This window comes from Microbulbifer aggregans (assembly GCF_020524005.1).
In the GTDB taxonomy this organism is placed as follows: domain Bacteria; phylum Pseudomonadota; class Gammaproteobacteria; order Pseudomonadales; family Cellvibrionaceae; genus Microbulbifer; species Microbulbifer aggregans_A.
This window is the reverse complement of record NZ_JAIVKK010000006.1, coordinates 101,869-126,661: the sequence shown is the minus strand read 5'-3', so window position 1 is coordinate 126,661 and position 24,793 is coordinate 101,869. Positions and strand designations below refer to the sequence as shown.

General features: G+C 59.0%; 16 protein-coding genes. 13 read left to right on the top strand and 3 right to left on the bottom strand.

Features of this window, described 5'->3' with window-relative positions; all coding sequences use genetic code 11:
• Positions 1 to 320 precede the first annotated feature (320 nt).
• A complete protein-coding gene (locus LC093_RS12740; protein ID WP_226665210.1) occupies positions 321 to 2,774 on the top strand; it encodes a TonB-dependent receptor in 2,454 nt (817 codons plus the stop codon).
• 117 nt (positions 2,775 to 2,891) lie between these two features.
• Here the strand turns inward: LC093_RS12740 and LC093_RS12735 are convergent, their stop codons facing one another.
• Complete coding sequence (locus tag LC093_RS12735) at positions 2,892 to 3,464, bottom strand: NUDIX hydrolase (RefSeq protein WP_226665208.1); 573 nt, start codon at positions 3,462 to 3,464, stop codon at positions 2,892 to 2,894.
• Between the two features lie 220 nt (positions 3,465 to 3,684).
• On the opposite strand from LC093_RS12735, the gene ampC reads away from it, so the two are divergent.
• Positions 3,685 to 4,917 carry a class C beta-lactamase gene (gene ampC, locus LC093_RS12730; RefSeq protein WP_226665207.1) on the top strand — a complete coding sequence of 411 codons (1,233 nt, stop codon included), beginning with the start codon at positions 3,685 to 3,687 and terminating at the stop codon, positions 4,915 to 4,917.
• Between the two features lie 37 nt (positions 4,918 to 4,954).
• Here the strand turns inward: ampC and LC093_RS12725 are convergent, their stop codons facing one another.
• Together LC093_RS12725 and LC093_RS12720 are read right to left on the bottom strand one after the other, a co-directional pair.
• Positions 4,955 to 5,485 carry a M23 family metallopeptidase gene (locus tag LC093_RS12725; RefSeq protein WP_226665204.1) on the bottom strand — a complete coding sequence of 177 codons (531 nt, stop codon included), beginning with the start codon at positions 5,483 to 5,485 and terminating at the stop codon, positions 4,955 to 4,957.
• Positions 5,486 to 5,632: 147 nt separating this feature from the next.
• Positions 5,633 to 6,052 (bottom strand): organic hydroperoxide resistance protein, encoded by a 420-nt coding sequence (locus LC093_RS12720; RefSeq protein ID WP_226665187.1) that lies wholly within the window; start codon positions 6,050 to 6,052, stop codon positions 5,633 to 5,635.
• Between the two features lie 264 nt (positions 6,053 to 6,316).
• On the opposite strand from LC093_RS12720, the gene LC093_RS12715 reads away from it, so the two are divergent.
• The 11 genes from LC093_RS12715 to LC093_RS12665 all read left to right on the top strand — a co-directional run bounded on the left by LC093_RS12715 (position 6,317) and on the right by LC093_RS12665 (position 24,640).
• The gene (locus tag LC093_RS12715) at positions 6,317 to 8,242 is read left to right on the top strand and encodes a TonB-dependent receptor plug domain-containing protein (protein ID WP_226665185.1); all 1,926 of its coding nucleotides are present in this window, start codon (positions 6,317 to 6,319) and stop codon (positions 8,240 to 8,242) included.
• A gap of 229 nt (positions 8,243 to 8,471) precedes the next feature.
• Positions 8,472 to 9,887 carry an isochorismate synthase MenF gene (locus LC093_RS12710; protein WP_226665182.1) on the top strand — a complete coding sequence of 472 codons (1,416 nt, stop codon included), beginning with the start codon at positions 8,472 to 8,474 and terminating at the stop codon, positions 9,885 to 9,887.
• A complete protein-coding gene (locus LC093_RS12705; protein WP_319004928.1) occupies positions 9,884 to 11,569 on the top strand; it encodes a (2,3-dihydroxybenzoyl)adenylate synthase in 1,686 nt (561 codons plus the stop codon). Before LC093_RS12710 ends, LC093_RS12705 begins: the two co-directional genes overlap by 4 nt.
• Positions 11,566 to 12,438, top strand: a complete 873-nt coding sequence (locus LC093_RS12700; protein WP_226665181.1) for an isochorismatase family protein — start codon at positions 11,566 to 11,568, stop codon at positions 12,436 to 12,438. Before LC093_RS12705 ends, LC093_RS12700 begins: the two co-directional genes overlap by 4 nt.
• 3 nt (positions 12,439 to 12,441) lie before the next feature.
• Complete coding sequence (gene dhbA, locus LC093_RS12695; protein WP_226665180.1) at positions 12,442 to 13,257, top strand: 2,3-dihydro-2,3-dihydroxybenzoate dehydrogenase; 816 nt, start codon at positions 12,442 to 12,444, stop codon at positions 13,255 to 13,257.
• 99 nt (positions 13,258 to 13,356) lie between these two features.
• Positions 13,357 to 13,620, top strand: coding sequence for a hypothetical protein (locus LC093_RS12690; protein ID WP_226665179.1), 264 nt, complete (start codon positions 13,357 to 13,359; stop codon positions 13,618 to 13,620).
• The gene (locus LC093_RS12685; RefSeq protein WP_226665178.1) at positions 13,610 to 13,945 is read left to right on the top strand and encodes a hypothetical protein; all 336 of its coding nucleotides are present in this window, start codon (positions 13,610 to 13,612) and stop codon (positions 13,943 to 13,945) included. Before LC093_RS12690 ends, LC093_RS12685 begins: the two co-directional genes overlap by 11 nt.
• Positions 13,942 to 15,615 carry a PepSY-associated TM helix domain-containing protein gene (locus LC093_RS12680; RefSeq protein ID WP_226665177.1) on the top strand — a complete coding sequence of 558 codons (1,674 nt, stop codon included), beginning with the start codon at positions 13,942 to 13,944 and terminating at the stop codon, positions 15,613 to 15,615. Before LC093_RS12685 ends, LC093_RS12680 begins: the two co-directional genes overlap by 4 nt.
• Complete coding sequence (fes, locus tag LC093_RS12675; protein ID WP_226665176.1) at positions 15,612 to 16,838, top strand: enterochelin esterase; 1,227 nt, start codon at positions 15,612 to 15,614, stop codon at positions 16,836 to 16,838. Before LC093_RS12680 ends, fes begins: the two co-directional genes overlap by 4 nt.
• A gap of 207 nt (positions 16,839 to 17,045) precedes the next feature.
• Positions 17,046 to 17,303, top strand: coding sequence for an MbtH family protein (locus LC093_RS12670; protein WP_226665175.1), 258 nt, complete (start codon positions 17,046 to 17,048; stop codon positions 17,301 to 17,303).
• On the top strand, positions 17,300 to 24,640 hold the full coding sequence (locus tag LC093_RS12665; protein ID WP_226665174.1) for a non-ribosomal peptide synthetase: 7,341 nt from the start codon (positions 17,300 to 17,302) through the stop codon (positions 24,638 to 24,640). Before LC093_RS12670 ends, LC093_RS12665 begins: the two co-directional genes overlap by 4 nt.
• Positions 24,641 to 24,793: the final 153 nt, after the last annotated feature.

The following is a 24,793-nucleotide window of genomic DNA, read 5'->3' as shown; positions in this document are numbered from 1 at the left end:
GTTGGCGTATTAATTGCTGTTCTATTAGGGCCGGACTGAACGTAGCGGTTCTCCCAAATTTTGGGCTGCATATCACAAAAACGCATGTGCTCATGTCACAGTGAATTGGAACAAAGTGCGCATTTTGAATAAAAAATTGGGATGACTGGTACGCCTGTGTAGTTCGGTAACAAACCCTGTGCTAGTTTCGCGAGGCCAATATGGCGGAGAAAATCGCAGCGAAACATCGCCTCAGGGTGGGGATGCCGGTAAGAGTGGTGAGTGGTATTGCTGCGCATTTGAGGTTCTTCGATCTAAAAATAAAACCTGTGGGAAGACCTATGACTAAAACTCACTTGAGCGGGCGTAGTCCGATTGCCCTCGCTGTTGCCATTGCTACGGGTGTCGCAACCCCGGCTTTTGCCAACGAACTGATTCTCGAAGAAATCATCGTGACCGCACAGAAGCGTGAACAGAATACGCTGGAAGTACCGGTAACGGTGGACACTTTTTCCACTGCGGATATTGAAAACACCAATGCTCTGAAGCTCGCCGACATGGCGGACTATATTCCGGGTTTTGAAGTCGGATCCGGCATCACCCAGTCTGCGCTCAGTATTCGTGGCGTCCGCAGTTCCAACATCAGCGCCGGTGGCGATCCGTCCGTCGCGGTGTTCTACGACGACGCCTATGTCCCGGCGCCGGCCACCTCTATGTCTTTCGCGGATATGCAGCGCGTGGAAGTGCTGAAAGGCCCGCAGGGGACCCTGTTTGGCCGTAACGCCGCCGCCGGTACCGTGAACCTGGTTCCAAATCCACCGCAAGCAGACTTTGATGCGTTTGTTTCCGCGCGCACCGGCAACTTTGGCCTCACCCAGTTGGAAGGCATGGTCAACGCGCCCCTGAGCGACAATTTCTTCGTACGCGGTAACCTGATGAGTTACCAGCGCGACGGCATTCTGGAAAACGTGTATCCGGGTGGTAAAGACGCGGGTTCTGAAGATATCGTCACCGGTCGCCTTGCGGCCCTTTGGCAGATCAGCGACAGTACTTCCGCCCAGCTCTCTTACGACTGGGATGAAGTCGACAATGCTGCACGCCAGGCGATCGGGGTCAGCGATTACAGCTACAGCAAAAATCCATTTGATGCGGTTGTGGAAAACGATGTGGTAGACGGCAATGAAACCCGCTCCATGTCTACCGTCAACGCCAAGTTGATGCACAGCTTCGACGATAACTGGAGCCTGAAGTGGGTTTCCAGCTTCCGCCAGTGGGAAACCACCAACCGCGAGGACGAGGACGGTACGGCAGATATCACCCGCTATCTGGATACCGATAACGTCTTTGACTCTGACATCACTTACCACGAGTTGCAGGTTAACTTCGCTGGCGATCGCCTGACTGCGGTGATGGGTGCGAACTACTCCCGCGAAGATATCTATCAGCGCACTGATGTATCCGCTACCACGGATTCCATCAGCCGTCTGGTCACCACCAATATCGTGAATGACCCGGGTCTGCGCGCGCAAATTGAAGGGGCTGCAGGTGACATGGGGCTGGCGCTGCTGGATTCCGTCGACCACCTGTGGGAAGAGGAAGACTGGAATACCTTTACCACCCTTATCGCGCCGGCATTCGGTGCTCAGGGACCTTTCCCTCAGGAAGCCATGTACTACGACATGATCAGTCAGGGCCTCGGAATTGGTGGCATGCTGTTCGGCCCCGATTTCGCGGGTGAATACTGGACTGAAACCGTAGAAAACACCGGTGACTTCACCAACTACGGTGTCTATGTCGACCTCGATTACGCGCTGACTGAAAAGCTCAGCGTGCTGGCCGGCCTGCGTTACAGCACCGATGAGAAGACGTTCACCTGGGAAACCCTGGGGACCAGCTTCGGCAGCCAGCGTGATGGCCTGGAGAACGTGATCTTCTCTGCTGCGGATGATTACAACGTGGATCAGGGCGTACGCCGCGCCTCCGACGACTGGAGCGCCACTACCGGTCGCCTTGTTGGCCAGTACGAGTTCTCTGAGTCCGGGATGGCCTTCCTGTCATACTCCACCGGCTACAAATCCGGTGGTTTCGACTCCCTTAACCTGCTCACTGCAGATAACCCGATCGAGCCGGAAGAGGTGGAAAACATCGAGCTGGGCGTGAAGGGTGACCTGCTGCGTAGCCTGCGGGTGCAGCTGAGCTATTTCGACATGGCGATCGACAACCGTCAGCGCAGCATTGAGAGCAAACCGCCGGGTTCCGCCAATGCATTGCCGCGTGTGATCAATGGCGATCAACAGTTCAATGGTGTCGAAGCGACCATCGACTGGCTGCCGACTGACTCCTTGCGCCTGGGCCTGGTGACCACCGTGCGTGATGAAGAGTCCCAGTGGGAAGATTACTACGACTCCACCGGTGAGCTGCAGACAGAGCGTGCCAAGGGGTCCGTAAATACGGCTTATACACTGACCTTCGACTGGGCTCCGGCGGTTGCGGTAGGCGATCTCAACCTGCACCTGGACTACATTTACGCTGAAAACACTGATGAACTGGAGCCGGGCTACCTGGCGAGCTTCAGCGATGTCAAAGGCGTAGGCAAGGACGACAAACGTCTGAACGGCCGCATGGTGTGGATGAGCGAGCAGGGCCAGTACGAAGTGGCATTGTGGGGCCGCAACCTGCTGGACAACGAGCGCACAGCGATTCCGAGCGGCCGTACCCTGGCAGTGTTTGGTACGCCTTATACGTCCATTTCCGAGCCGCGCACTTACGGTGCTGAAGTCCGTTACAACTTCTAAAGTGTTGCGGGCCTGATGCCCGTGATCGGTACCGAAAAAAGCCGCCCGCATTGCGGGCGGCTTTTTTTTTGCCGGCATTTGGGGTGATGATTTTCGGCTGAGCCTCGGCCGGCGGATTCAGCGCTCAGGAACCTTGGGTTCGGTGCGCTGCGGATCTGCTGGAGGCTGCCGCGGCGGTCGGCGCGACTCCAGATAGCGTGCCAGATAGGGCTTGTGGGTATAGATCACATCCTCTGGAAGTCGATGCAGGTCGAAAAAACGATAGCCGTAGATTTCACCGTCACGAATTGCAACGCCCTGATCCTTGAGGCGCCCGCGAATGGCGATATTGATGATCCCCGAGCGTGGCACCTTGTTGACCTCCAGCACCTCGAAATCATCGATCTTGATATTCAACTCTTCGTCCAGCTCCCGCCGTGCCGATTCCTCAAATGACTCGTTGCGTTCCACCCAGCCCCCGGGCAGGGCCCACTTGTCCTGGTAGGTATGGCGCACCAGCAGCAGCTGGTTATTGCGCTCTACAAAATACACCATCCCCACCACAAATTTGTCGGTCATGGCATAGGAGATATTCCAGCGGATCTTCGGCGGCAGCTTGCGGTACAGCTCGTACTTGAGTCCGGGGAAAACGACAAATGCCCCCGCAACCAGTACACCCAGCGCCAGCAACAGAAGAAAGGCTCGTTTCAAGAATACTCGCATGATCCGGGAATAGGTTCCTTACGGCGATGACCAGTAAAGTGTATCCGACCGGCGCCCGGGGTTTCGAGTTCCAGGTCAGGCTAATATTGCACTATGCGCCCGGCCAGAGGTCAGACATTCATAATAATGGCCCTTTTTGGCGGGCTCCGCGTCTACGGCCAGTATTTTCGCGCCAGCAACGAAAACCCAAAATAAATGGAAGGCCAGCATGTCGTCACATTATTCCCGAACTCCGTTATCCGAGGTGATCTTCCAGTGTGCGGCTTGTCTGCCAGTGGTCGTCCTGGCGCTGATGTGTTCATTCGTACGTGCGGAAGAAAAACCCGCCAGCCTCACTACCGTAGACCCGCAACGCCTTGAGACCATCGTTATTGAGGCCATCCAGCCATTAGTGGAGCAATACCAGGTACCGGGTATGGCACTGGCATTGACTATCGATGGCGAGGCCTATTTCTTCAATCTCGGGGAGACCGCTTTGGGTGGCGGTGTACCGGTAACCGAACACACCCTTTTTGAGATCGGCTCGGTCAGCAAAACCTTTACCGCTACTCTCGCGGCGTACGCCGAGGCCAGCGGTGCGCTGGATCTTAACAGCCCGGTCAGCAGCTACCTGTCGCCGTTGCGAGGCAGCGCTATGGATTCCGTATCCGTCCTGAATCTCGCCACCCACACCGCCGGGCACTTTCCGTTACAGGTTCCTACGCATGTGCGCAGCGACGAGCAGTTACTCGATTATTTCCGCAACTGGAAACCGCAATACACACCCGGGAGTAAGCGCACCTATTCCAATCCTGGCAGCGGGCTACTGGGCCTGGTAGCGGCGCGCAGTTTGGGGCAGCCGTTTGCGCAGGCGATGGAAGAAAAGGTGTTTCGCGGTTTGGGGCTGGCCGAGACCTATATTCATGTCCCCGACGAAAAAATGCGGGACTACGCCGAAGGGCACAATAGTAAGCAGCAGGCGGTGCGCCTGGATATGGGCTTGCTCGGTGAGGAGGCATATGGCGTGCGCTCCAGTGCTTCGGATCTCACTCGTTACCTTGCTGCACAGATGCAGATGATCAAGGTGGGCGCTGAACTTGACCAGGCGCTGCAGAGAACCAGGGCTGGTCTCTTCAAAACCGATTACTACGTGCAGGATATGGTTTGGGAGCAGTACAGCCTGCCGCTGGATAAGCACCGGCTACTGGCTGGCAACGCGCGCGCAATGGTTACTGCGGATCACCCGGTTACGGTTATTTCCCCGGCACTGCCGCCACAGAAAAACGTCCTGATCAACAAAACTGGCTCCACCGGCGGTTTTTCCACCTATGTGGCGTTTATCCCGGAAAAGCGGTTTGGTTTTGTGCTCCTCGCCAACAAGTACTTTCCCAATGAATCGCGTATTCAGATTTTACTGCATGTGCTGCAGGAGCTGGCGCCGGAGGTCATTGCGCCAACCTGATCGGTCTATTCGCACTGGCGTTACTGCCTGCAAGGTATCAAGGCGCGTGTGCTTGGGCGGTCTGCAGGTACTCGATGGGATTCTGGTAAAAGGCTTTCTTCCAGCCCTGTGTCGAGCTATCCATTTTCCACAGATAGGGGATAAGGCTTACCACCGAGTAATGCATATGCGGCTGCTTGCCGGCCGCATTTCCAGAATCCCCGACGGTGCCAATGGTTTCACTGGCGGATACATAAAAGCCGGTTGATTCGGCAATCTGCTCCAAATGCGCAAAGTAGTGCAGGCGCCATTTGGGCCCGAGGCCGAGCACCACGTTGCCACCTTTGCCCACCTGCCCGGTATACAGAATCAGCATATCCGTAGTGCTTACCGCGGCGGTGCCTTTGCGGGCAAAAATATCCACACCCTTGTGCACGCCCGACGATCCCCACGGCTCATACCAAAACGAATTCTTGTTCCAGTCATGATCACTGGCGCCCACGACCGGTACGACTTTTCGTTCCGGGAGCAGGAATCCTGCAAGCAGAAGCGCCAGTATGGCTAGGCTGAATTTGCGAACAAATTTCATGGTGGTGGTGCGATCCATTGCAGCAAAAGGACATCATGTTACGCCCTTATCGCCGCGGCGGTAAATCAGCGTGCGAGTGCGGAAGTGCTACATAGCAATTTGTGCAGCACTATTTTCCCGCGCGTAGATTTTTGGGGTACTGAAGTCTCAGGTCGCGACGTGCAGCCTCACGTCGACATTGTTGCGCGTCGCGTTGGAGTAGGGACAAACCTGGTGGGCTTTGTTCACCAGGTCTTCGGCTTGCGCAGCGTCCATACCCGGCAACGTGACAAAGAGATCGATATCCAACCCGAAGCCATTGCCCACTGGGCCAATCCCCACCTCGCCGCGAATACTTACATCATCTGGTACCTCGGTACCGATTTTGTCGGCAACCGCTTTAAGTGCGCCGATAAAACAAGCGGAGTAGCCGGCGGCAAACATCTGCTCGGGATTTGTCCCTTCGCCGTCATCGCCGCCCAGTGCTTTGGGCACGCTCAGTTTTACCTTGAGGCGCCCGTCGTCTGATGTGGCTTCGCCGTCGCGACCACCGGTGGCGGTGGCCACCGCCTTGTACAGTATTTTCATGTCAAAACTCGCCTTGGTTGTTCATGGATATTGTCGTTGGCAGAAATCCAACCGGAATTTGCGCGGAGCGCTTCAACTGTAGCTGACAAGTGGAATATTGAGTGCTGGCGCCCTTTTCTGCGTTAGGTGCCGTTATTTGGTGCATTTGTCACAAAGTTGTAGTTGTTAGCGCAAATGAGAACAACTACCATTCGCGTCAAATAGAATTCCCTAAAAGATGGAATTAAAAGGAAATTATTTTAAATACGGAGAGGTTTCTGACCCATGTTCATGAAAAATACCCTCGCGGCATTGATTGCGCTGAATGTGGCGGCGCTGCCGGCCTACGCCCAGCAAGACGCGCAGCAGAAGGCGGACAGCACTGAAGAAGTGGTGGTAACCGCGACTCTGCATGCCCGCGATAGCGCCACCTCTCCCGCATTTACCAGCGTGATTACCGCGGAAGAAATCACCCGCACTTCGGTCAACAGCCTCGCTGATCTATTGCGCGACACCGTGGGTGTGAACAACCGCTCCGACTCCCTGGGGCGCGACGAAATCCAGATCCGCGGTATGGGTGGTCGCTACACCCTGATTCTGGTGGATGGTAAGCGTGTGTCCTCCGCCGGCGCCCTGTGGCGCGGTGGCGACTTCGATTACAGCTCCGTGCCCTTGGGCAGTATCGAGCGGGTGGAAATCGTGCGTGGCCCGATGGCGGCGCTCTACGGTTCCGATGCCATTGGCGGCGTAGTGAATATCATCACCAAAGCGCCGGACCAGGAGTGGCACGGTACGATCAATGCCGAATACCGCGGTATTGAAGGCGGTGAAGAGGGCGCCCAGCAGCGCCTGAATGCGTCGGTTTCCGGCGCGCTGGGCGACCGCGTAACCCAGTCCCTGAGCGGCGAAATCTATGACCGCGACGCCTGGTATCGCGACGCCGACACGGATGTTCCGGGCCTGGAAGCCAAAGAGTCTGCGAGCCTGGTGAGCACCACCCGGATCAAACTCGCCGAGCGCCAGAGCCTTGATGTAGACCTGAGCTACAACAGTGATGATCGCCCCTACGGTATTTACAGTGCGTCCTCTGCAGTTCGTGAACAAAGCATCGAGCGTTTCACCTACGGCCTGAGCCACAACGGCAGCTGGGACTGGGGTAAAACGGTGGTATTCCTGAAACAGGAAGACAGCGAAATCCAGGACTACAACAGCCGCTACGACGCGCCTCAGGATCGCACCCTGGACGAAGAAAATACCTACTTCAAGGCCTACGCCAGCACCGAACTCAGTATCAATGCGCTGACCGCCGGTATCGAATACCGCGATCAATCACTGAAGGATGCGGTTTCCTACACCGCCACCGGCTCCGAATCCGTCGCCACTAACTCGCTGTTTGCGCAGGATGAGATCGCTATTACTGAGCGCTTCAACTTGACCCTGGGCGGTCGTGTGGACGATCACGAGCTATTCGGTAATCACTTCTCGCCGAAAGTTTTCGCCACCTTTACCCTGAGTGATTCGATTGTGTTGAAAGGTGGCGTCAGTGAGGCGTTCAAGGCGCCGGATGCCTACCAGTCCAGCGAACAGTATCGGATTATCAGCTGTGGTGGCTCATGCTTTATCCCCGGCAACCCGGATCTCGATCCGGAAACCAGCGTTAATATCGAAGCCGGTATTGAGATTCGTGAAGAAACCTGGCGCCTCAGCGCTGTGTTGTTTGACAACGACGTTGAAGACCAGATTCAAGCCAGTTATAGCGCGGTAACTGATTCCAGGGTTTGGATCAATCTGTCGGATTCCCACACCCGTGGTATTGAAGTTGATGGGCGAGTCGCATTAACGGAAGCCGTCACCGCTTCCGGCAACTTCACCTATATGCTGGAGGCCGAATACAGTTACGGCGGAGCCCCTATCGACATCGAGCACCAGCCGGAAACCATGGCCAACCTTTCGCTCAACTGGCAGATCAACGACGCGCTGAACGGCAACGTGTCGGCCAACTACATGGGTGAGCAGATTGACTGGTCTGGCAGTGCACTGCCGGCATACACCCGTACAGACGTGACTGGATCCTACGATCTCAACGACGCATTTGGTCTGCGCTTCGGCATCAAAAATATTGCCGACGTGGACCTGCAGGAAGAAAGCGCCAGTTTTTATTCCCGTGAGCTGGGCCGCAATTACTTCCTGAGTGCGAATTACACCTTTTAAACAACGCGAAATCCAAGCCCCCGGCCCGTTCGCGGGCCGCCTGTAACAGGGATGTATACCGGGACCTTTGCGCAGGAAGCGCAGCCGTCAGGTCCCGGGTTATTTCTCCACAGTCCGATCGAGCGTCCGCCCCGGCAATCACATTGCCCGGGCCGACGAGTGGATGCGCTCGCCCGAAATTTGCTGAATTCCGGGTTGATCGCCGGTTTTATTTACTGGGAGCCTCGCCATGAACCGCGTAGCCAGCACGCACAGCCCGATCAATAAACCGGAATCCGATTGCCCGCCGGAATTCCTGTTTATGTCTTCCCACTGTGGCATCCGCGCCCGTGGCATTTTTGAGCGCCTGTGCCTGCCGGTGCGCGCAATAGCCGAGTCGGGTGAACATGGGCGCGCGCGCCTGCGCGCGGAGAGCGAGGCTGACGCCCGCTCAACAGCCTGCGAAGCCGTGTTCCACACTCGTTTGCGTGAAGCCTTCCAGCGCGCTCGCGATGCGGGTATCGCCAACCCCATCGCCATCGGCGCCATCCCCTTCGATCAGTCGCGACCGGCACAGTTGTCGATTCCACGCAGCTACGAAATGTTTTCGCGCGCGCTCGAAGTCGAGCGGGATATGGCCGCGAGTAACAGTGTGTACCCAGCACCTGCGCATGCTGGTGTCACGAGTAATTGCCAGCGTGTACGCCAATGCAAGAGCGTGCCGGAAGAGACACGTTTCAAGCAGGCGGTGCAGCAGGTGATTGCCAATTTTCAGCTGAGCGATATTCGCAAGGCGGTGTTATCGCGGGTACTGGAGCTGGAACTGGACGGCCCCCTGGATCTGGATGCTTTCTTCCGCCACCTGCTGCAGCAGAATCCCGCGGGTTACCACTTCCGCCTGCCGCTGGTCGATGGATCGCAGCTGATTGGCGCCAGCCCGGAACTGCTGTTGCGCCGCCGCGGCAGTGAAGTGTTCTCCAACCCCTTGGCGGGTTCCGCGCGTCGCCTTGCGGACCCGGAGCAGGATCGGCTGGTGAGCGAAAAACTCGCCCAGTCTGCCAAGGATGCCTACGAACACAGTCTGGTGATCGAAGATATCCGTGCGCAGCTGCAGCCGCTGTGCCGCACGCTGGACGTGCCGGAAGGACCGCAGCTGATGCACACCTCCGCGATGTGGCACCTGTCCACGCCGATCCGCGGCACCCTGGCGGATCCATCCCTTAGCGCGCTGCAAGTTGCCTGCCGCCTGCACCCGACACCGGCCCTGTGCGGCTTCCCCACCCGCGAGGCGCACAAGCTGATTCAACTGGTGGAGCCCTTCGAGCGCGGCCTGTTCGGCGGCATCGTCGGTTGGTGCGATGGGGACGGTAATGGGGAGTGGGCGGTGGCAATTCGCTGCGGGATTTTCTCCGACAATCACGCGCAACTGTTTGCCGGTGCCGGTATTGTTGAAGACTCGGATCCGGACAGTGAGTGGCAGGAAACCCGGGCAAAACTGCAGACCATGTTGAGTGCACTGGGTATTGAACCGGATGCGCAGCTCAGCCAGGAACAAAGCGCCGGTACCGATGAATTACCCTGTGCTTCCCTGGAAGCTCACACCCCACACAAGGCCTCACGCACATCACGTAAACAGTCCGAGCAAAAAGCGGGGGTCACTGCGTGAGTGATATCAGCGTGCAAAAGTCCCAGTCGAGCCAGCAGATAGAATTTACGCCCTGGCCTCTGGCGTTGGCGGAAAGCTACCGTGAACGAGGCTATTGGGTCGACTGCCCGCTCACCGACCTGCTTACGCGCGCCGGTAACCCCGGGGCCACAGCGATCATTTGTGGCGAGCGCAAATTTAGCTACGGCGAGCTGGATCAACACTCTTCGCATCTGGCCGCAGCGCTGGCCGAGCGCGGGCTCCACGCAGGGCAGACCGCACTGGTGCAGTTGCCGAATATCGCTGAGTTCTACCTGGTGTTTTTTGCCTTGCTCAAACTGGGTGTGGCACCGGTGAATGCATTATTCAGCCACCAGTGGCTGGAACTCGGCGCCTATGCGGAACAGCTGCAGCCATCGCTACTCATTGGCTGTAGCCGCCATAAACTGTTTGCCAACGGCGACTTCACGGCGCAATTACAAAAAAAACACCCGTACCTGCATGCACTTGTGTTGGGCGACACCGAGTACACCGAAAATTTGCAATCTCTTCTGCCACTGGAGAGCGACACGGGTACCCTCGAGCGTTCAACCGAAGTCTCTCCCTCGGTTTTTGTGCCACCGTCGCAGGTGGCCTTTTTTCAATTATCTGGCGGCAGTACCGGCACCCCGAAACTGATTCCCCGCACTCACAACGATTACGACTACAGCGTGCGCCGCAGCGCGGAGATCTGCCGACTGTCACCGGCCACCCGCTACCTGTGCGCACTGCCCGCCGCGCACAATTTTCCGCTGAGTTCTCCCGGCGCCTTCGGCGTGTTCAGCGCCGGTGGTTGCGTGGTACTGGCGGAGTCACCGGAGCCGCAACACTGTTTCAACTTGATTGCCCGCCACAAAGTCACTATGGCCGCGTTGGTGCCGTCGGCGGTGGCACTTTGGCTAGAAAAAAATCGCGCTGAAAGGAATGAGCAGCCACTGGCGAGCTTGCAACTGCTGCAAGTGGGCGGTGCCAATTTTGCCGAAGCAATGGCACGTCGAGTGCCAGCGGAACTCGGCTGCCAGTTGCAGCAAGTGTTCGGCATGGCCGAAGGATTGGTGAATTACACCCGCCTCGATGATAGCGACGAAAAAATTTTTACCACCCAGGGGCGCCCGATGAGCGACGCCGACGAGGTGCGCGTGCTGGATGAACGGGGCCAGCCTGTTGCTACCGGCGAAACCGGATTGCTGTATACCCGCGGCCCCTACACCTTCCGCGGTTATTACAAGGCGCCGGAGCAGAACGCCCGCGCCTTCGACCGCGATGGTTTTTACTGCTCCGGCGACCTGGTGCAACAGAACGCAGACGGCTACCTGAAAGTAGTGGGCCGGGTAAAAGACCAGATCAATCGCGGCGGCGAAAAAATTGCCGCCGAAGAAGTGGAAAACCTGCTGCTCACCCACGGCGACATCCAGCAGGTGGCGCTGGTTGCCATTCCCGACGAGGGTTTGGGAGAAAAGAGCTGCGCCTGTGTCATTACCGGGAACGCCAAATTGAAACCGCCACAGCTGCGCCGCTATTTGCGGGAAAAAGGCCTCGCCGAATACAAACTGCCAGACCGCTTCCAGTTTCTGAGTGCATTACCGCTCACCGCCGTAGGCAAGACCGACAAGGTCGCGCTGCGCAACATGATGTCCGAGAAAAAATTACAGGAAACCGCATGAGTATCCCAGCCATCTCCGCCTACGAAATGCCCACAGACCTGCCGCAAAATCGTGTGCAGTGGCAGCCGGATCCAGCGCGCGCGGTGCTGCTGATCCACGACATGCAGGACTATTTCCTGCGCTACTACGGAAGTGATAGCGCACTGGTGGATAAACTGCTCGCCAACCTGATTGCGCTGCGCAACTGGGCGCGGGAAAACCGGGTGCCGGTCGTCTACACCGCGCAACCCACCGAGCAGTCCGACGCGGAACGCGCACTGCTCAACGACATGTGGGGCCCCGGTCTCACCACCGCCGACCCCGACCAGGCCGCCATCGTTGGGCCGTTGGCACCGGAAAAAAATGACACCATGCTGGTCAAGTGGCGCTACAGCGCATTCCAGCGCTCACCCCTGCAAACCCTGATGCACGACTGGGGCAGGGACCAGCTGTTGATTGGCGGTGTCTACGCCCATATCGGCTGCATGACCACGGCCCTGGATGCCTTTATGCGCGATATTCAGCCGTTCATGATCGCCGATGCCCTTGCCGATTTTTCGCGCGGGGAACACCAGCAAGCCCTCGACTTCGTCGCCGGCCGCTGCGGTGCCGTCATCACCACTGGACAACTTCTACGCTCGAACACCATTCCTAATCACGCGCTCGACTACCACTGGCTCACTGCACAGATACTGCCCCTGCTGGAAGAAGGCGCCGGCGAACCGGAAGCCGACGACAACCTGATCGACTACGGCCTCGACTCAGTACAAGTGATGCAGCTTATCGGCCAGTGGCAACCACTGGGTATCCACCTGACCTTCGAAGACCTCGCCCGCGAGCCTACATTGCAAGGTTGGTGGGAACTCATCGAACAAAAGCAGGAGGCTTGAACAATGTCTTCTCAAAAGAGCGGATCAGCCAATGGTAGCGTCTGGAATTTCAAGAATAAAAGCGTCTGGATTGTTGGTGCTGCCGGAGGCATCGGACGCGCTGTCGCGGACAATTTTCAGCAACTGGGTGCCCGCGTGATTGGCTTCGATCGCGACTTCGAGCACTTCGACGTTCCATATGTCATCCGCCAACTTAACATTGCCGATCCTTACCTGGTCGCTGCAACGGTACGCGAGCTGTTGCAAGACAATCTCGGTCCCGAAGTCCTTGTCAATGCAGCCGGAACGTTGCACCTGGGCAGCATAGACAGCCAAACCGAAAACTGTCTCACCATCGACGACTGGCATAGATGTCTGGATACAAACGTCAGTGGTGTTTTCTATTTATTGCGGAATCTGGCAACACATTTCAAGCAACAGCGCAGCGGCGCCATTGTCAATATCGCCTCCAATGCAGCCCGTGTGCCCAGAAAAAACATGGCCGCCTACTGCGCTTCCAAAGCCGCACTTCAAAGCCTTAGCCACTGCATAGCACTTGAACTCGCGGAATATAATGTGCGTTGCAATTTGGTGAGCCCTGGCTCCACCGATACGCCCATGCTCCAGACCATGCTCACCGACGTTAACGGAGACACCAGCGCCGGCTACCTGCGCACCATCGAAGGCTTACCGGAGGATTACAAACTCGGTATACCCCTGAAAAAAATCGCCACATCGCAGGAAATAGCCAATGCGATTCTATTTCTGGCTTCTGATGCCGCCAGCCATATCACCATGCAAAACATAGTGGTAGATGGTGGCGCAACTCTGGCTGCCTAATTCTGGAGGCAGATTAAAGAAGTAGCGAAAACTAAATTCCACACACAGCACTCCATAAAAATGCTTGGAAAGAAAATATCAATGTCGAGGTGAAACACCATGTTGACTCTACTTGCCACGGGCTTTCTAGCCGGTGCGACACTTCTTTATCTGTGTCACCAAAACCAGGGCTGGATCGAGAAGCCACTCGCACGGGTGTGGGGATGGTTGGGTTCCCTGATGTTGGTAACAACACTGGTGATGGCCTGTGCTCGCTATCCGCTAAATACCGCGATTCTCGCCTGGTTGGCGGCGCTGATGCTGGTGTGGGGCGCGTTGCCGTTTGTACCTTTGGTTCGTGTGGTGAAAAAACGTGAACACTAAGTCCGGTGCCGTCCCGTCGGCAACTACGAAAAGGCGCGCGCGAAGCAAATTACAGTCTGATTGGTGGAGCAAAAGTATTGCTGGCGCCGTACTCGGATTGACCCTGGCGCTGGCGCTGTCTGGCCTGTTTGCCTGGATCGGCCCGGGCGGCATCGACGCGCCGGACAAGCGCCAGTTCGTTATGTGGAGCATCGCCCCGCTGTGGGTAATTGCGTTCAGCCTTGTGTACCTGATTCCCACCGGGCGCCGCGCGCTACTGACAATGGGTGTGCTGAATGTACTGGCCTACGGTCTGCTGTTTTTCGTCAAGGGAGCTCTGGGATGAAAGTACGCAGCGATATTCTCAAGGTCTACCGCAGCCTGCACACCTGGGTCGGAATCACCACTGGCCTGCTGTTGTTTATCGGTTTTTTCGCCGGTGCCCTTACGATGTTTAAACAGCCGGTGGATCGCTGGATCAGTCCTCCGGAGCAGCGCTTGCCCTGGGTCGATACTGCGCAGTTGGACAGCCTGGTCGCTCTGACCCTGCAACAGCACCAGGACGCGCGACAGGAGTTCAGTCTGTATCCCATCGAACGCGAAGATCTGGCGGCGCCGATACAGTGGAGCGAGTCTGGAGGCGGGCGCGGACTGAAATTGTCTGAAGCCAGAAACATTGCGAGTCTCGATGCGCAGGGGCAACTCGTCACCGAAAGCCTGACTCCGTCACTGTTTGGTGAGCTGGTAGACATGCTGCACCGCACGGGCGGAATACCCGGGGATTTCGACGGTGAATATGTGGGTATCTGGATTCTTGGCGTAGCCGCTGTGCTTTATTTCCTCGCCCTGGTTTCCGGCCTGATACTGTTGTTGCCCACCCTGGTGAAGGACTTCTTTGCGCTGCGCCGCGGCAAAAACAACAAACGTTTCTGGCTGGATGCGCACAATGTGGTCGGGATCACCAGCCTGCCTTTTCATATCGTGATCAGCCTGACGGTTATCGTGTTTGCGTTTCACGACCAGTTCTACGATGCGCTTCGGGATGTGGTTTACCCGGTGTCGGCGCCACCGGCGAACACGGCGCCGGCCCCGGCATACAGTGCAGACAGACTATTGCCGCCCTCCGAACTGATCGCACGGGCGCGCACCGAAGCGCCGGATTTCGCTGTCACGGAGCTTCTGTATCTGGGACTGGAATCTTCGCGGCCGTTTGTGCGGGTCTCTATTTATAACCCGGCAGCCCTGGTGCATGGCCCGGTCACTGGTTACATGGGGATGAACCCATACACCGGCGAACTGCTGATGACTTCCATGCTGCCGGGCAAGGCTGAAGGCTGGGGTGCAATCGTGAATTATTTCTTCGCATTGCATTTCGGCAGCTTCGGCGGTGATCTGGTGCGCTGGATCTATTTCTGCCTCGGCCTCGGTGGCGCCTTCCTGTTTTACTCGGGTAATTTGTTGTGGATCGAAACACGCCGTAAAAAACTGCGCAAAACCGATACTGATATCCCCCGGCAACCGCGCAACCTGCGTTGGATGGCCGCGGGCACCGTCGGAGTCTGCTTCGGTTCGATTATTGGCATTTGCCTCGCCATGGCCGCCGGGAAATGGGCGAGCGGCCTAGCGTTTAATATCAACCATATCTACCTGTGGGTGTACTACTTCAGCTTCCTGCTTACAGTGACCTATGCCTTTTGGCGTGGCGCCGGGCGGGCCACCTGGCAATTGCTCGCCGCCTGCGCAGCCAGCTGCGTGCTGATCCCGGGCACTACCCTGGTGGCGGTGGTCGCCCCTGCATCAGGCCTGTGGGCAAACACCAGTGCCGGCGCCGTAGCGGTGGATGCCACTGCACTGGGGTTCGCCCTGGTATTTACCTGTGCCGCAATCCACAACCGCAAACGCGCCCTGCACGGCGGGCGAGACAGTGTGTGGGCGACGGCGGATGCAAATGCCGGCGCGGAACCGAAAAGCAATCGGGTTGATGCAAGTGCGGGATCCGAGGAAGTGACCGCATGAGTGCACTGCCATGCCTGGAACCACTTCCCCTGAGCGGGGAGGGCGTCGGCAGTGATGACTGGTGGCGAATTCTGGCCGGCCGTGGCCTGCCGCTGAAAACCGATGTTCGCGCCGGCGAACACACATGCACTTTTTTCTGGCGGCAGTGTGCGGCTGCGGAAATCGAGACTGCATTTATCGAGGTTAATTCCCACACTCCACACCCGGTGCGGGAAGCGCCCGCGGAAATGCAGCGGATTACCGGTACCGATATCTGGTACTGGCAAACTCGCCTGCCCAATGACTGGTGCGGGAGCTACTTCTTTTTACCTGCGCAAGCGTCCGACCTGCCAATGCCGGATGGCGGTGATCGCCGAAACTGGTGGCTGGATCTGATAAACCGCCGCGCAAGTTTCGATCCGCTCAACCCGGTGAAACCACACAACGGCCCCTGGGGCCGCCCCGCGTCCGGTATTTATCCCCAAGATACTCAATGGCTGGATTTCGAACCCAGGAGTGCGCTGCAGAAATTCACCTGGCGCAGCGAGCGCCTGAACAACCGGCGCAATATCTGGGTCTACCGCACCGATAGCGAACAGCCGCGGCAAGCATTGCCATTGGTAATGCTGCTGGACGGAAATTACTGGCATACCCAGGACAACCTGCTGGGCGAGCTGGATCAGCGCACGCGCAGCGGCGACCTGCCGCCTGCGGCCTACCTGATGATTGATGCCATTGATGAAACACACCGCGCAACGGAGCTGCCGTGCAATACGGCGTTCTGGCTGGCGATTCAGCAGGAACTGTTGCCCCAGATTGCACAGTCCGTATCAATTACTGAAAAAGCCGAGCAGACCCTGGTTGTTGGCCAGTCTTACGGTGGCCTTGCGGCAACCTGGGCCGCACTGAATTGGCCGCACAGATTTGGCAAGGCTTTTAGCCAGTCCGGCTCCTTCTGGTGGCCGCGCGAACATGCTGAACATTCCAAGAACAATGGATTGGCCGCTCTTGATGACTGGGTGAACACAACAATTTTGGGTTCGACAGAGGAAGCGCGGCCTGAATTTCTGCTCGAAGTCGGTCTTTACGAACCACATATGCTGGATGACAACCGCGCACTACGGCAAGCGCTGGAGAAAAGACGATTTCCCACAACCTACCGCGAAGTATCCGCTGGCCACGATTGGCTCTGCTGGCGCCGCAATCTGGTTGCGGGGATAGCAGTAATGCTAAAAGCCAGCTAGTCAACCAAGTTACTTTTTTCTTACGAAGTAAAAATCTGCAACGTGAAGGCGAAGTGGCGGGTGCGGGTTTTCGGGAGCGTCGCAAACAGGAAGTTTGCGCCGCAGCTCCCAGGGATGGGTTCACAGCGGTCCCGAAAACCCGCACCCGGTGCTTTGCCGCCACCGCGCCAGCTTCAATCGCTGGCCCAACAACCCCGGAGAGGCAGCATGAATAGCGAAAACTATACCAACCCGTTCGACAGCGATGCCCACCAGTTTCTGGTTTTGAAAAACACCAGCGGGGAATACAGCCTGTGGCCCGAATTTCTCGATGTGCCCGCTGGCTGGGAAACGGTTCACGGCCCCGATGCGCGCGAAGCCTGCAGCAGCTATGTGGATACCCACTGGCTCTCCATCAATCCCTTTGTCAGTCAAAAGGCTCAGCAACAGACCTCGCAACGTGTCAGGGAAGAGGAGGCGCCATGAACAAACAATGGATGCCGCTTACCAGCACCCAGGAAGGTATCTGGTATGCGGATAAAGTTTCCGAGCAACACACTACCTATGTCATTGCACACTGTCTGGAACTCCCGGGCGATATCGACGTGGATATTCTGCGCAATGCCATTCGCCATGGGTTGAGTGAAGCCGATACCGTCACTGCCGTGTTTGACTGCGAGCGTCCGCGGCAAAAAATTTCTGTGTGTACAGCGGAGAAAATTGAACGCCCGGAGTTTTTTGATCTTATCGCAGACGCACAGGGCACCGAGAAAGCCTGGTCGGAAATCCGCCTCGACACACGTCAATCGCTGGATTGCACACAATCCGAATCTCTGACTTGCCAGCGTATTTATCGCGTTGCCAATGAAGATGGTACGGCGAAAACGCTCTGGTACCAGCGCTACCACCATATCAATCTCGACGGCTACAGCTTCGCCGCGCTCACCCGCCGCATAGCGGAAATCTACACGGCGGAACTGCAATGCAAACCTATACCCGCCAATCCGTTTACCGGTGTGGAAAACGTGGTGCGCGAGCAGGCGGAATACAAGGCCTCGGAAAAATGGGAAAAAAGCCGCGAATTCTGGCGGGGCTATTTAAACAATGCCCCGCAACCAGCGAGCGTCAGCGCACGCCCGGTTTCCGGTAAAAACCTGCCGCAGGCGAATTTGCAATGGCATTGTGTCGATCTGCCGCCAGCCACCATGGATCAATTGCAGCAGTGCGCAGTGGCCGGTGGCGCACGACTGGCCGCACCGGATCTGTTGATGGGGCTGCTGGTGGCTTATCTCGCGCGTATCAGCGGCCAGTATCACCAAATCGTGGGTGTGCCGTTTATGGGGCGGATGGGCTCGGTGGCGATTCGCTCGCTGGCGCCGGTGGTCAATGTGTTGCCCGTTATTGTGGCGCTGGAAGCGGATATGAACCTGTACGGTTGCGCCACGGCATTTAAAAAAGCACTGGCGAGAGTGCGACCGCACCAGCGCTACCCGGCGGAACAAATCCAGCGCGAGCGTGCGCAGGCGGCGGATGCAGATACTGCCGGGCAGGCGCTTTATGGCCCGGTGATCAATTACAAACCCTTCGACCTCGCGGCGGAGTTTGCCGGGGCCCCGGCACATACTCATGCGCTCGCCACCGGTCCGGTGGATGATCTGGAAATCGGGGTGCTGGTGCACGGCGAGGGCGATCACAAACGGGTCCAGCTGGATCTGCGCGCCGACAGCCGCCGCTACAGTGTCGAAGAGCTCACACGCCACGGCGCACGTCTGCGCGCTGGACTCGCACGCTGGTTAGCGCAGCCAACGCAAACCATCGCGCAGCTGGATCTGCACGGCCACGGCGAGCGTACGCAGATTGCCCACTGGGCCCGGGCGCGGCGCTTTAGTCTGGACGGTACGCGATACACCCTTGCCGACTGGCTGACATTCCAGGCCGAGGAGCGCCCGCGCGCACGGGCACTGGTGTTTGCCGGTGGCGATAGCGATGGTCGTGGCGATAGGAGTTTGGATTTTCTCGGGCTGCAACAGGCGGTGGCCCGGCTCACCCGCCTGTTGATCGGCCGCGGTATGGGGCCGGGCAAGGTGGTGGCACTGGCGGCGCCGCGCTCACTGGAATCGGTGGTGGCAATTTTTGCGGTGCTGAACAGTGGCGCGACCCTGTTGCCCATTGACCTGGAATACCCGGCGGAGCGTATCGCAGCCATGTGCGAAGACACGCAGCCGGCATTGTTGTTGTCCGACACTGCGGCCAGCCTTCCGCAGGCCCCGGATTGTGCGTTGGCAAAGGTGCCGCGCCTGGATCTGGATCAACTGGCAACAGAACTCGAACACTTTTCCCCAGCGCCGATCACCCAAAAGGAGCGCTTTGCTCCGATCACCGCCGACACCATCGCCTATGTAATTTTCACTTCCGGCAGCACCGGCCGCCCCAAGGGAGTGATGAATACCCAGGGCGCGCTGCTGAACCTGTTCCAGTCTCACCGCGAGAGTTATTTTTTGCCGGCGATTGCCCGGCTCGCAGACAGAGAGCGCGGCCGCAGCCTGCGCGCTGCACACACCCACACCTTTTCGTTCGACTCGTCCTGGGTGCAGTTTTTCTGGCTGTTGTTGGGCCAGGAGTTGCAGGTATTCGACGAAGAATTGCGGCGGGACGCGCAGGGACTGGTGCAGGCGATTCAGCAGCGGCGCATCGACGCCCTCGACCTGCCGCCATCACTACTCGCGCAGATGATCAGCTGTGGCCTGTTTGCGCCCGGTAAGCATCGGCCGCTGCTGCTCGCCATTGGCGGCGAGGCGGCGCCGGCGTCGCTGTGGCAGCAGTTGCGCAACCAGCAGCGTGTGCAACGCGACCTCGACGCGCAAAACCTGTATGGCCCCACCGAATTCACCGTGGATGCGCTGCGCGCGCCCGTGGCCGACAGCGCGCAGCCGGTGGTGGGGCGCCCGGTGGGGAATACATCGGTCTATGTGTTGGATGCAACACTGCAGCCGGTGCCGGCGGGCGTGATCGGCGAGCTGTACCTGAGCGGCGCCGGCCTGGCCCGCGGTTACCTGGCGCGGGGCGGCCTCACTGCCAGCCGCTTTGTTGCCGACCCGTTTGCCCGCGGTGCTGGCATGGGCCAGCGCATGTACCGCACCGGCGACCTGGTGCGCTGGAATGGCGAGGGCCAGCTGGAATTCCTCGGCCGCACCGACGACCAGGTCAAAGTGCGCGGCCACCGGGTGGAATTGGGGGAGGTGGAAAATGCGCTGTCGCTGCTGCCGCAGGTCGAGAGCGCGGTGGTGATCGCCGAGCCAGTGAATCACTCCCACCGTTTGATCGGCTGCTGTGCCATTCCCGGTGTTGGCGCTGGTGAATGCCGCGCGCGCGCCGCCGAACTCCAATCGCTGCTGCGCACGCAGTTGCCGGAGTATGCGGTGCCCGGCTTGCTACTGGTGCTGGATACACTGCCTCGCAATATGAGCGGCAAGGTGGATCGCCGCGCGCTGCTGCAGCTGGCGCGCGACAGTATTCAGCCCGGCGGGGATACGGCCGAGCCGCCGCGCAATGCGCGCGAGCGGCTGTTGTGTGAAGCGGCGGCGGCGGTACTGCAACTGCCGAAGCCTATAGGCGCCGAGGACGATTTCTTTGCTCTTGGTGGTGATTCGATCACGGCCATCGTACTCTGCACACGTTTGAGAGACGCGGGCTACCTGCTGAAACCCAGCCAGATTTTCGCCCTGCGCACGCCACGGCAACTGGCGCCGCAACTGCAATCGGTTGCCCCCGAGGATACCGCCGCGGGCTGGACGCTCCCGGCCATGGACCTGGAAACCCTGCGTGCCCGTCACGGTGATTTTCTGGATGTGGCGCCGGTACTGCCGTTGCAGCAGGGGATGCTGTTCCACGTACAGGCCACGTCTTTCAGTACTGCGGATTCTTCCACCTACAACGCCTTCACCCGCCTGAGCCTTATCGGTGCCCTCGACGAGACGCGCCTGCAGAGGGCGTTAAATGCACTGCTCACGCGCTACCCCCAGCTTGCCGGCCTGTTTGACAGTGAGAGTTGCGACGAACCGCGCTTCCTGCTGCCGCCGAAGTCTGCCATGCAATGGCCCTGGCGCAGTGTGGATCTGAGCGGCTTGGCCGCGGATCAGTGCGCGCAACAACTGGTCGCACTCGAGCGCGAGATGCTGGCCCAGACTTATCCCGCGGATCGCTTTGGCGGCATGCTGGGGGCGACGCTGGTGCGCACCGGGGCGCGCGCTTATCAGCTGTTGCTGGTGACTCATCACCTGGTCATCGACGGTTGGTCGACGCCACTATTGTTGCGGGATCTGATAGCGGCCTATCGCGACGACCGTACAACTCTGCCGCCCTTGCCGGTGGGCTATGCGCAGGTGGTGGGCGCGCTGGCCGCACGGGATCAGGCGCAGAGCCGCGCCCTGTGGCAGCGGGTGCTTGATGGCGTGCAGCCCTGTGTACTGTTTGAGCAGGCTGAGGAAGGTGCCGCGGTATCCGAATTTGCCCTGCAATTACCGGCGGACGTAACCGCGCGCTTGCACCGCGAGATCCGCGCCCGCGGTCTCACGCTTAATGCGGTTATGCAGGGGGTGTGGGCGCAACTGCTTGCGGGTATCAGCGGCCGCCGCGATATCGTCTTCGGCACGCCGGTGTCCGGACGCACCGCAGCCATCGCCGGCATCGAGGATCAGGTGGGCCTGTTCCTCAATAGCCTGCCGGTGCGGGTGGCGCTGGATCGCAGCGCCAGCTTGTGGGCGCAATTGCCGGATATCCAGCGGCGTCACAGCGAACTGTTGGAAAACGATGGCCTGGGCCTGGTGGAAATCCAGCAACTGGCCGGTAGCGGCCAGCTATTCGATACCCTGCTGGTGGTCGAGAACTATCCCGACAGCAGCTATCTGGACCAGCAAATGACTGGCACCGATGGCGCGCCGCTGGTGGTAGGCGATATCCACAATCGCGGCTACAGCCACTATCCGCTGGCCCTGCTGGTGATTCCCGGCGACGAGCTGACCCTGCTGGTGGAAAACCGCGGAGCGGTGGCGGACGCTAGCTGGATTGCCGAGCGCGCCCGCGACCTGTTGCTGGGTTTGCTGGAAGCGCCAGAGCGTATTCTGGATCAGACCCCGCTGCTGTCGGCAGCGGAGCAGGCGCTGATCGAGCGGGTCAATCGTACCGAACAGATGCTGCCCGCCCGCAACCTGCGGGATTTTTTGCACGCGCAGGCGCGCTACACCGCAGACGCTCCGGCGCTCGCCGATGCACGCGATGCCCTGACGTATTCCGAAGTGCGCGCACAAGTGCAGACGCTGGCGCGGGAGTTGATCGAAGCCGGCGTGCGCCCCGGCGGTATCGTGGCGGTGGCGTTGCCGCGCTCGGTGCGGTTAAGCCTGGCGCTGATGGCGGTGATCGAAGCCGGCGCGGCGTACTTGCCGCTGGACCTTGGCTATCCGGATGAGCGTCTCGCTTTCATGCTGGAAGATGCCGCGCCGCAATTGCTGATCACCGACGGAGAACGGTGCGCACGCTTTGCGGAGTTGTCGCCGTCGCCATTGCTGGTATTCGACGGCTTGCGTGCGCCGTTACCGAGCGGGGATTTTGTTCCACCGCTGCTAACCCCGGATCACCCGGCCTACCTGATCTACACCTCCGGTACCACAGGACGCCCCAAGGGTGTGCTGGTTTCCCACCGCGCCATCGTCAACCGCATCCTGTGGATGCAGCAGGAATATAGGCTGACCACCGACGATGTGGTGTTGCAAAAAACCCCATGCAGCTTCGATGTCTCCGTGTGGGAATTTTTCTGGCCGCTGATGGTGGGCGCGCGCCTGGTGATGGCGGAACCGGAAGCGCACCGGGATCCGCAACAGCTGGCGGACACCATCGACGAATTCGGCGTGACCTGCCTGCACTTCGTGCCGTCCATGCTCGCGCTATTCACTGAACACTTTACTGGCGTGGGCGAAAAGAGTTGCTCCAGTCTGCGCCTGGTATTCGCCAGCGGCGAGGCGCTGACCCGCGCCCAGACCCGGGCCTTTTCTCACCGTTTCGATGCGCAGTTGCACAACCTGTATGGCCCCACCGAGGCGGCGGTGGATGTGAGTTATTTCCCCGCACTCAGTGGTGATTTCGCGGGTGCCGGCGCGGGCGTTCCCATCGGCAAGCCCGTATGGAATACCCGCTTGCGGGTTTTGGACGACTGCCTGCGCCAGGTACCAGTGGGTGCGATCGGAGAGCTGTACCTGAGCGGCATGCAATTGGCGCTGGGCTACCTCGGCCGCGCCGGGCTTACTGCCGGACGCTTCGTTGCCGATCCCTACGCAACAAAACCGGGTGCGCGTATGTACCGCACCGGCGATCTGGTGCGCTGGCTGCCCGGCGGCGATATCGAATACCTGGGGCGCACCGATGACCAGATCAAGATCCGCGGCCTGCGGGTGGAACTGGGGGAAATCGAAACCCAGCTGCTGGCAGAGCCGGGCGTTGCCAACGCGGTGGTGTGCGCAATGAACCTGGCACTGGGCGCGGCGGAAAATTCAAATATGGACAGCCGCCAGCTGGTGGCCTACCTGATTCCCTCTGCAGACAAGGTGCTGGATACCACCGCGGTTGCTGCAAGCCTCGCGACAAGATTGCCGGCGCATATGGTGCCGGTGGCCTATGTGGCGATGGAGGAATTTCCGCTCAGTGCCAATGGCAAATTGGACCGCCGCGCGCTGCCGCTGCCGGATGCGGTAGCGGATGACACGCGCGCGGGACGCTTGCCGGCGCGGGGTGTGGAGTCGCGCCTCGCGGATATTTTTGCGCGGCTGTTACAGCGCGAGCAGGTATTTGCCGACGACGATTTCTTTGCCCTAGGTGGCCACTCACTGCTGGCGATGCGCCTCGCAGCGGAGGTTCGCCGCGAGTTGCAGCGGCCGGTGAGTGTGGGCCAGATCATCACGGCGCCCACGGTGGCGCAGCTGGCGGCGAACCTGAAGCTGTCGGAGATGTTGAGTGATTTTGGCAGCGAGGGTTTTGATGCGGTGCTGCCGCTGCGCGCCGGCAGTGGCGGTCGTCCGCTGATCTGCTTTTATCCGGGCTCCGGTTTTGCCTGGCAGTACTCGGTGCTCACTCAATATATCAATTCGGAGCGCCCGGTGATCGGGTTGCAGTCACCGCGCCCGGGCGGGTTGATTGCGACCAGTGCGGATATGGAGTCGCTGATCGCGCGGCAGTTGGACGTTGTGCGGCGGGTGCAGCCGGTGGGGCCTTATTTCCTGTTGGGGTATTCCCTTGGTGGCACGGTGGCTTACGGGGTAGCGGCGGCGCTGCGCGACCTGGGCGAGGAGGTTGCGTTCCTGGGGCTGCTGGATACTTACCCCGCGGAGGTGCACGACTGGGATGATCCGCAGGGCGCGGAGGCGGCGGTCGGCGCAGAACAAGAGCAGACGCGGTTGTTACAGGACGCGTTTGCCGGTGGTGACAACGTTGAAGACGAGGATGAGGTGATGCGTTCTGAGCAGGAGGCGATTTTGCAGCAGATTTTCGCGAATTATCAGGATGCGGTGCGGTTGTTATCTCGTGCACGTACGCCGATGTATAACGGGCGGGTGACGTTGTTTGCGGCGGAGCAGTCGTTGCCGGAGTACATCGATCCTGAGCGGGACTGGAAGCCCCTGGTGGGCGCGCTGGATGTACATCGTCTGGTTGATCGTGCCCACGATGACATTCTCTCGCCTTCTTCGCTGGAGACGCTTGGGCCTTTGATTAATCGCTTGATATTGAATGCCGAGGTTGCCGGTTCTGATGAGGCTGCGCTGTCGGAGAGTGCGTAAGTCTTGTTTTTATTTTGTGGCGGCAGGGCGCCAAATAACCGTTTTCAAAACCGCTGTGGATACATCCCTGTACGCTGCGTCGGCGACGTCCATGTCGCCGACGCTTTTGAAAACGGGTACCTGTCACTCTGCCTTCGCGTCCCAGATTTTTAC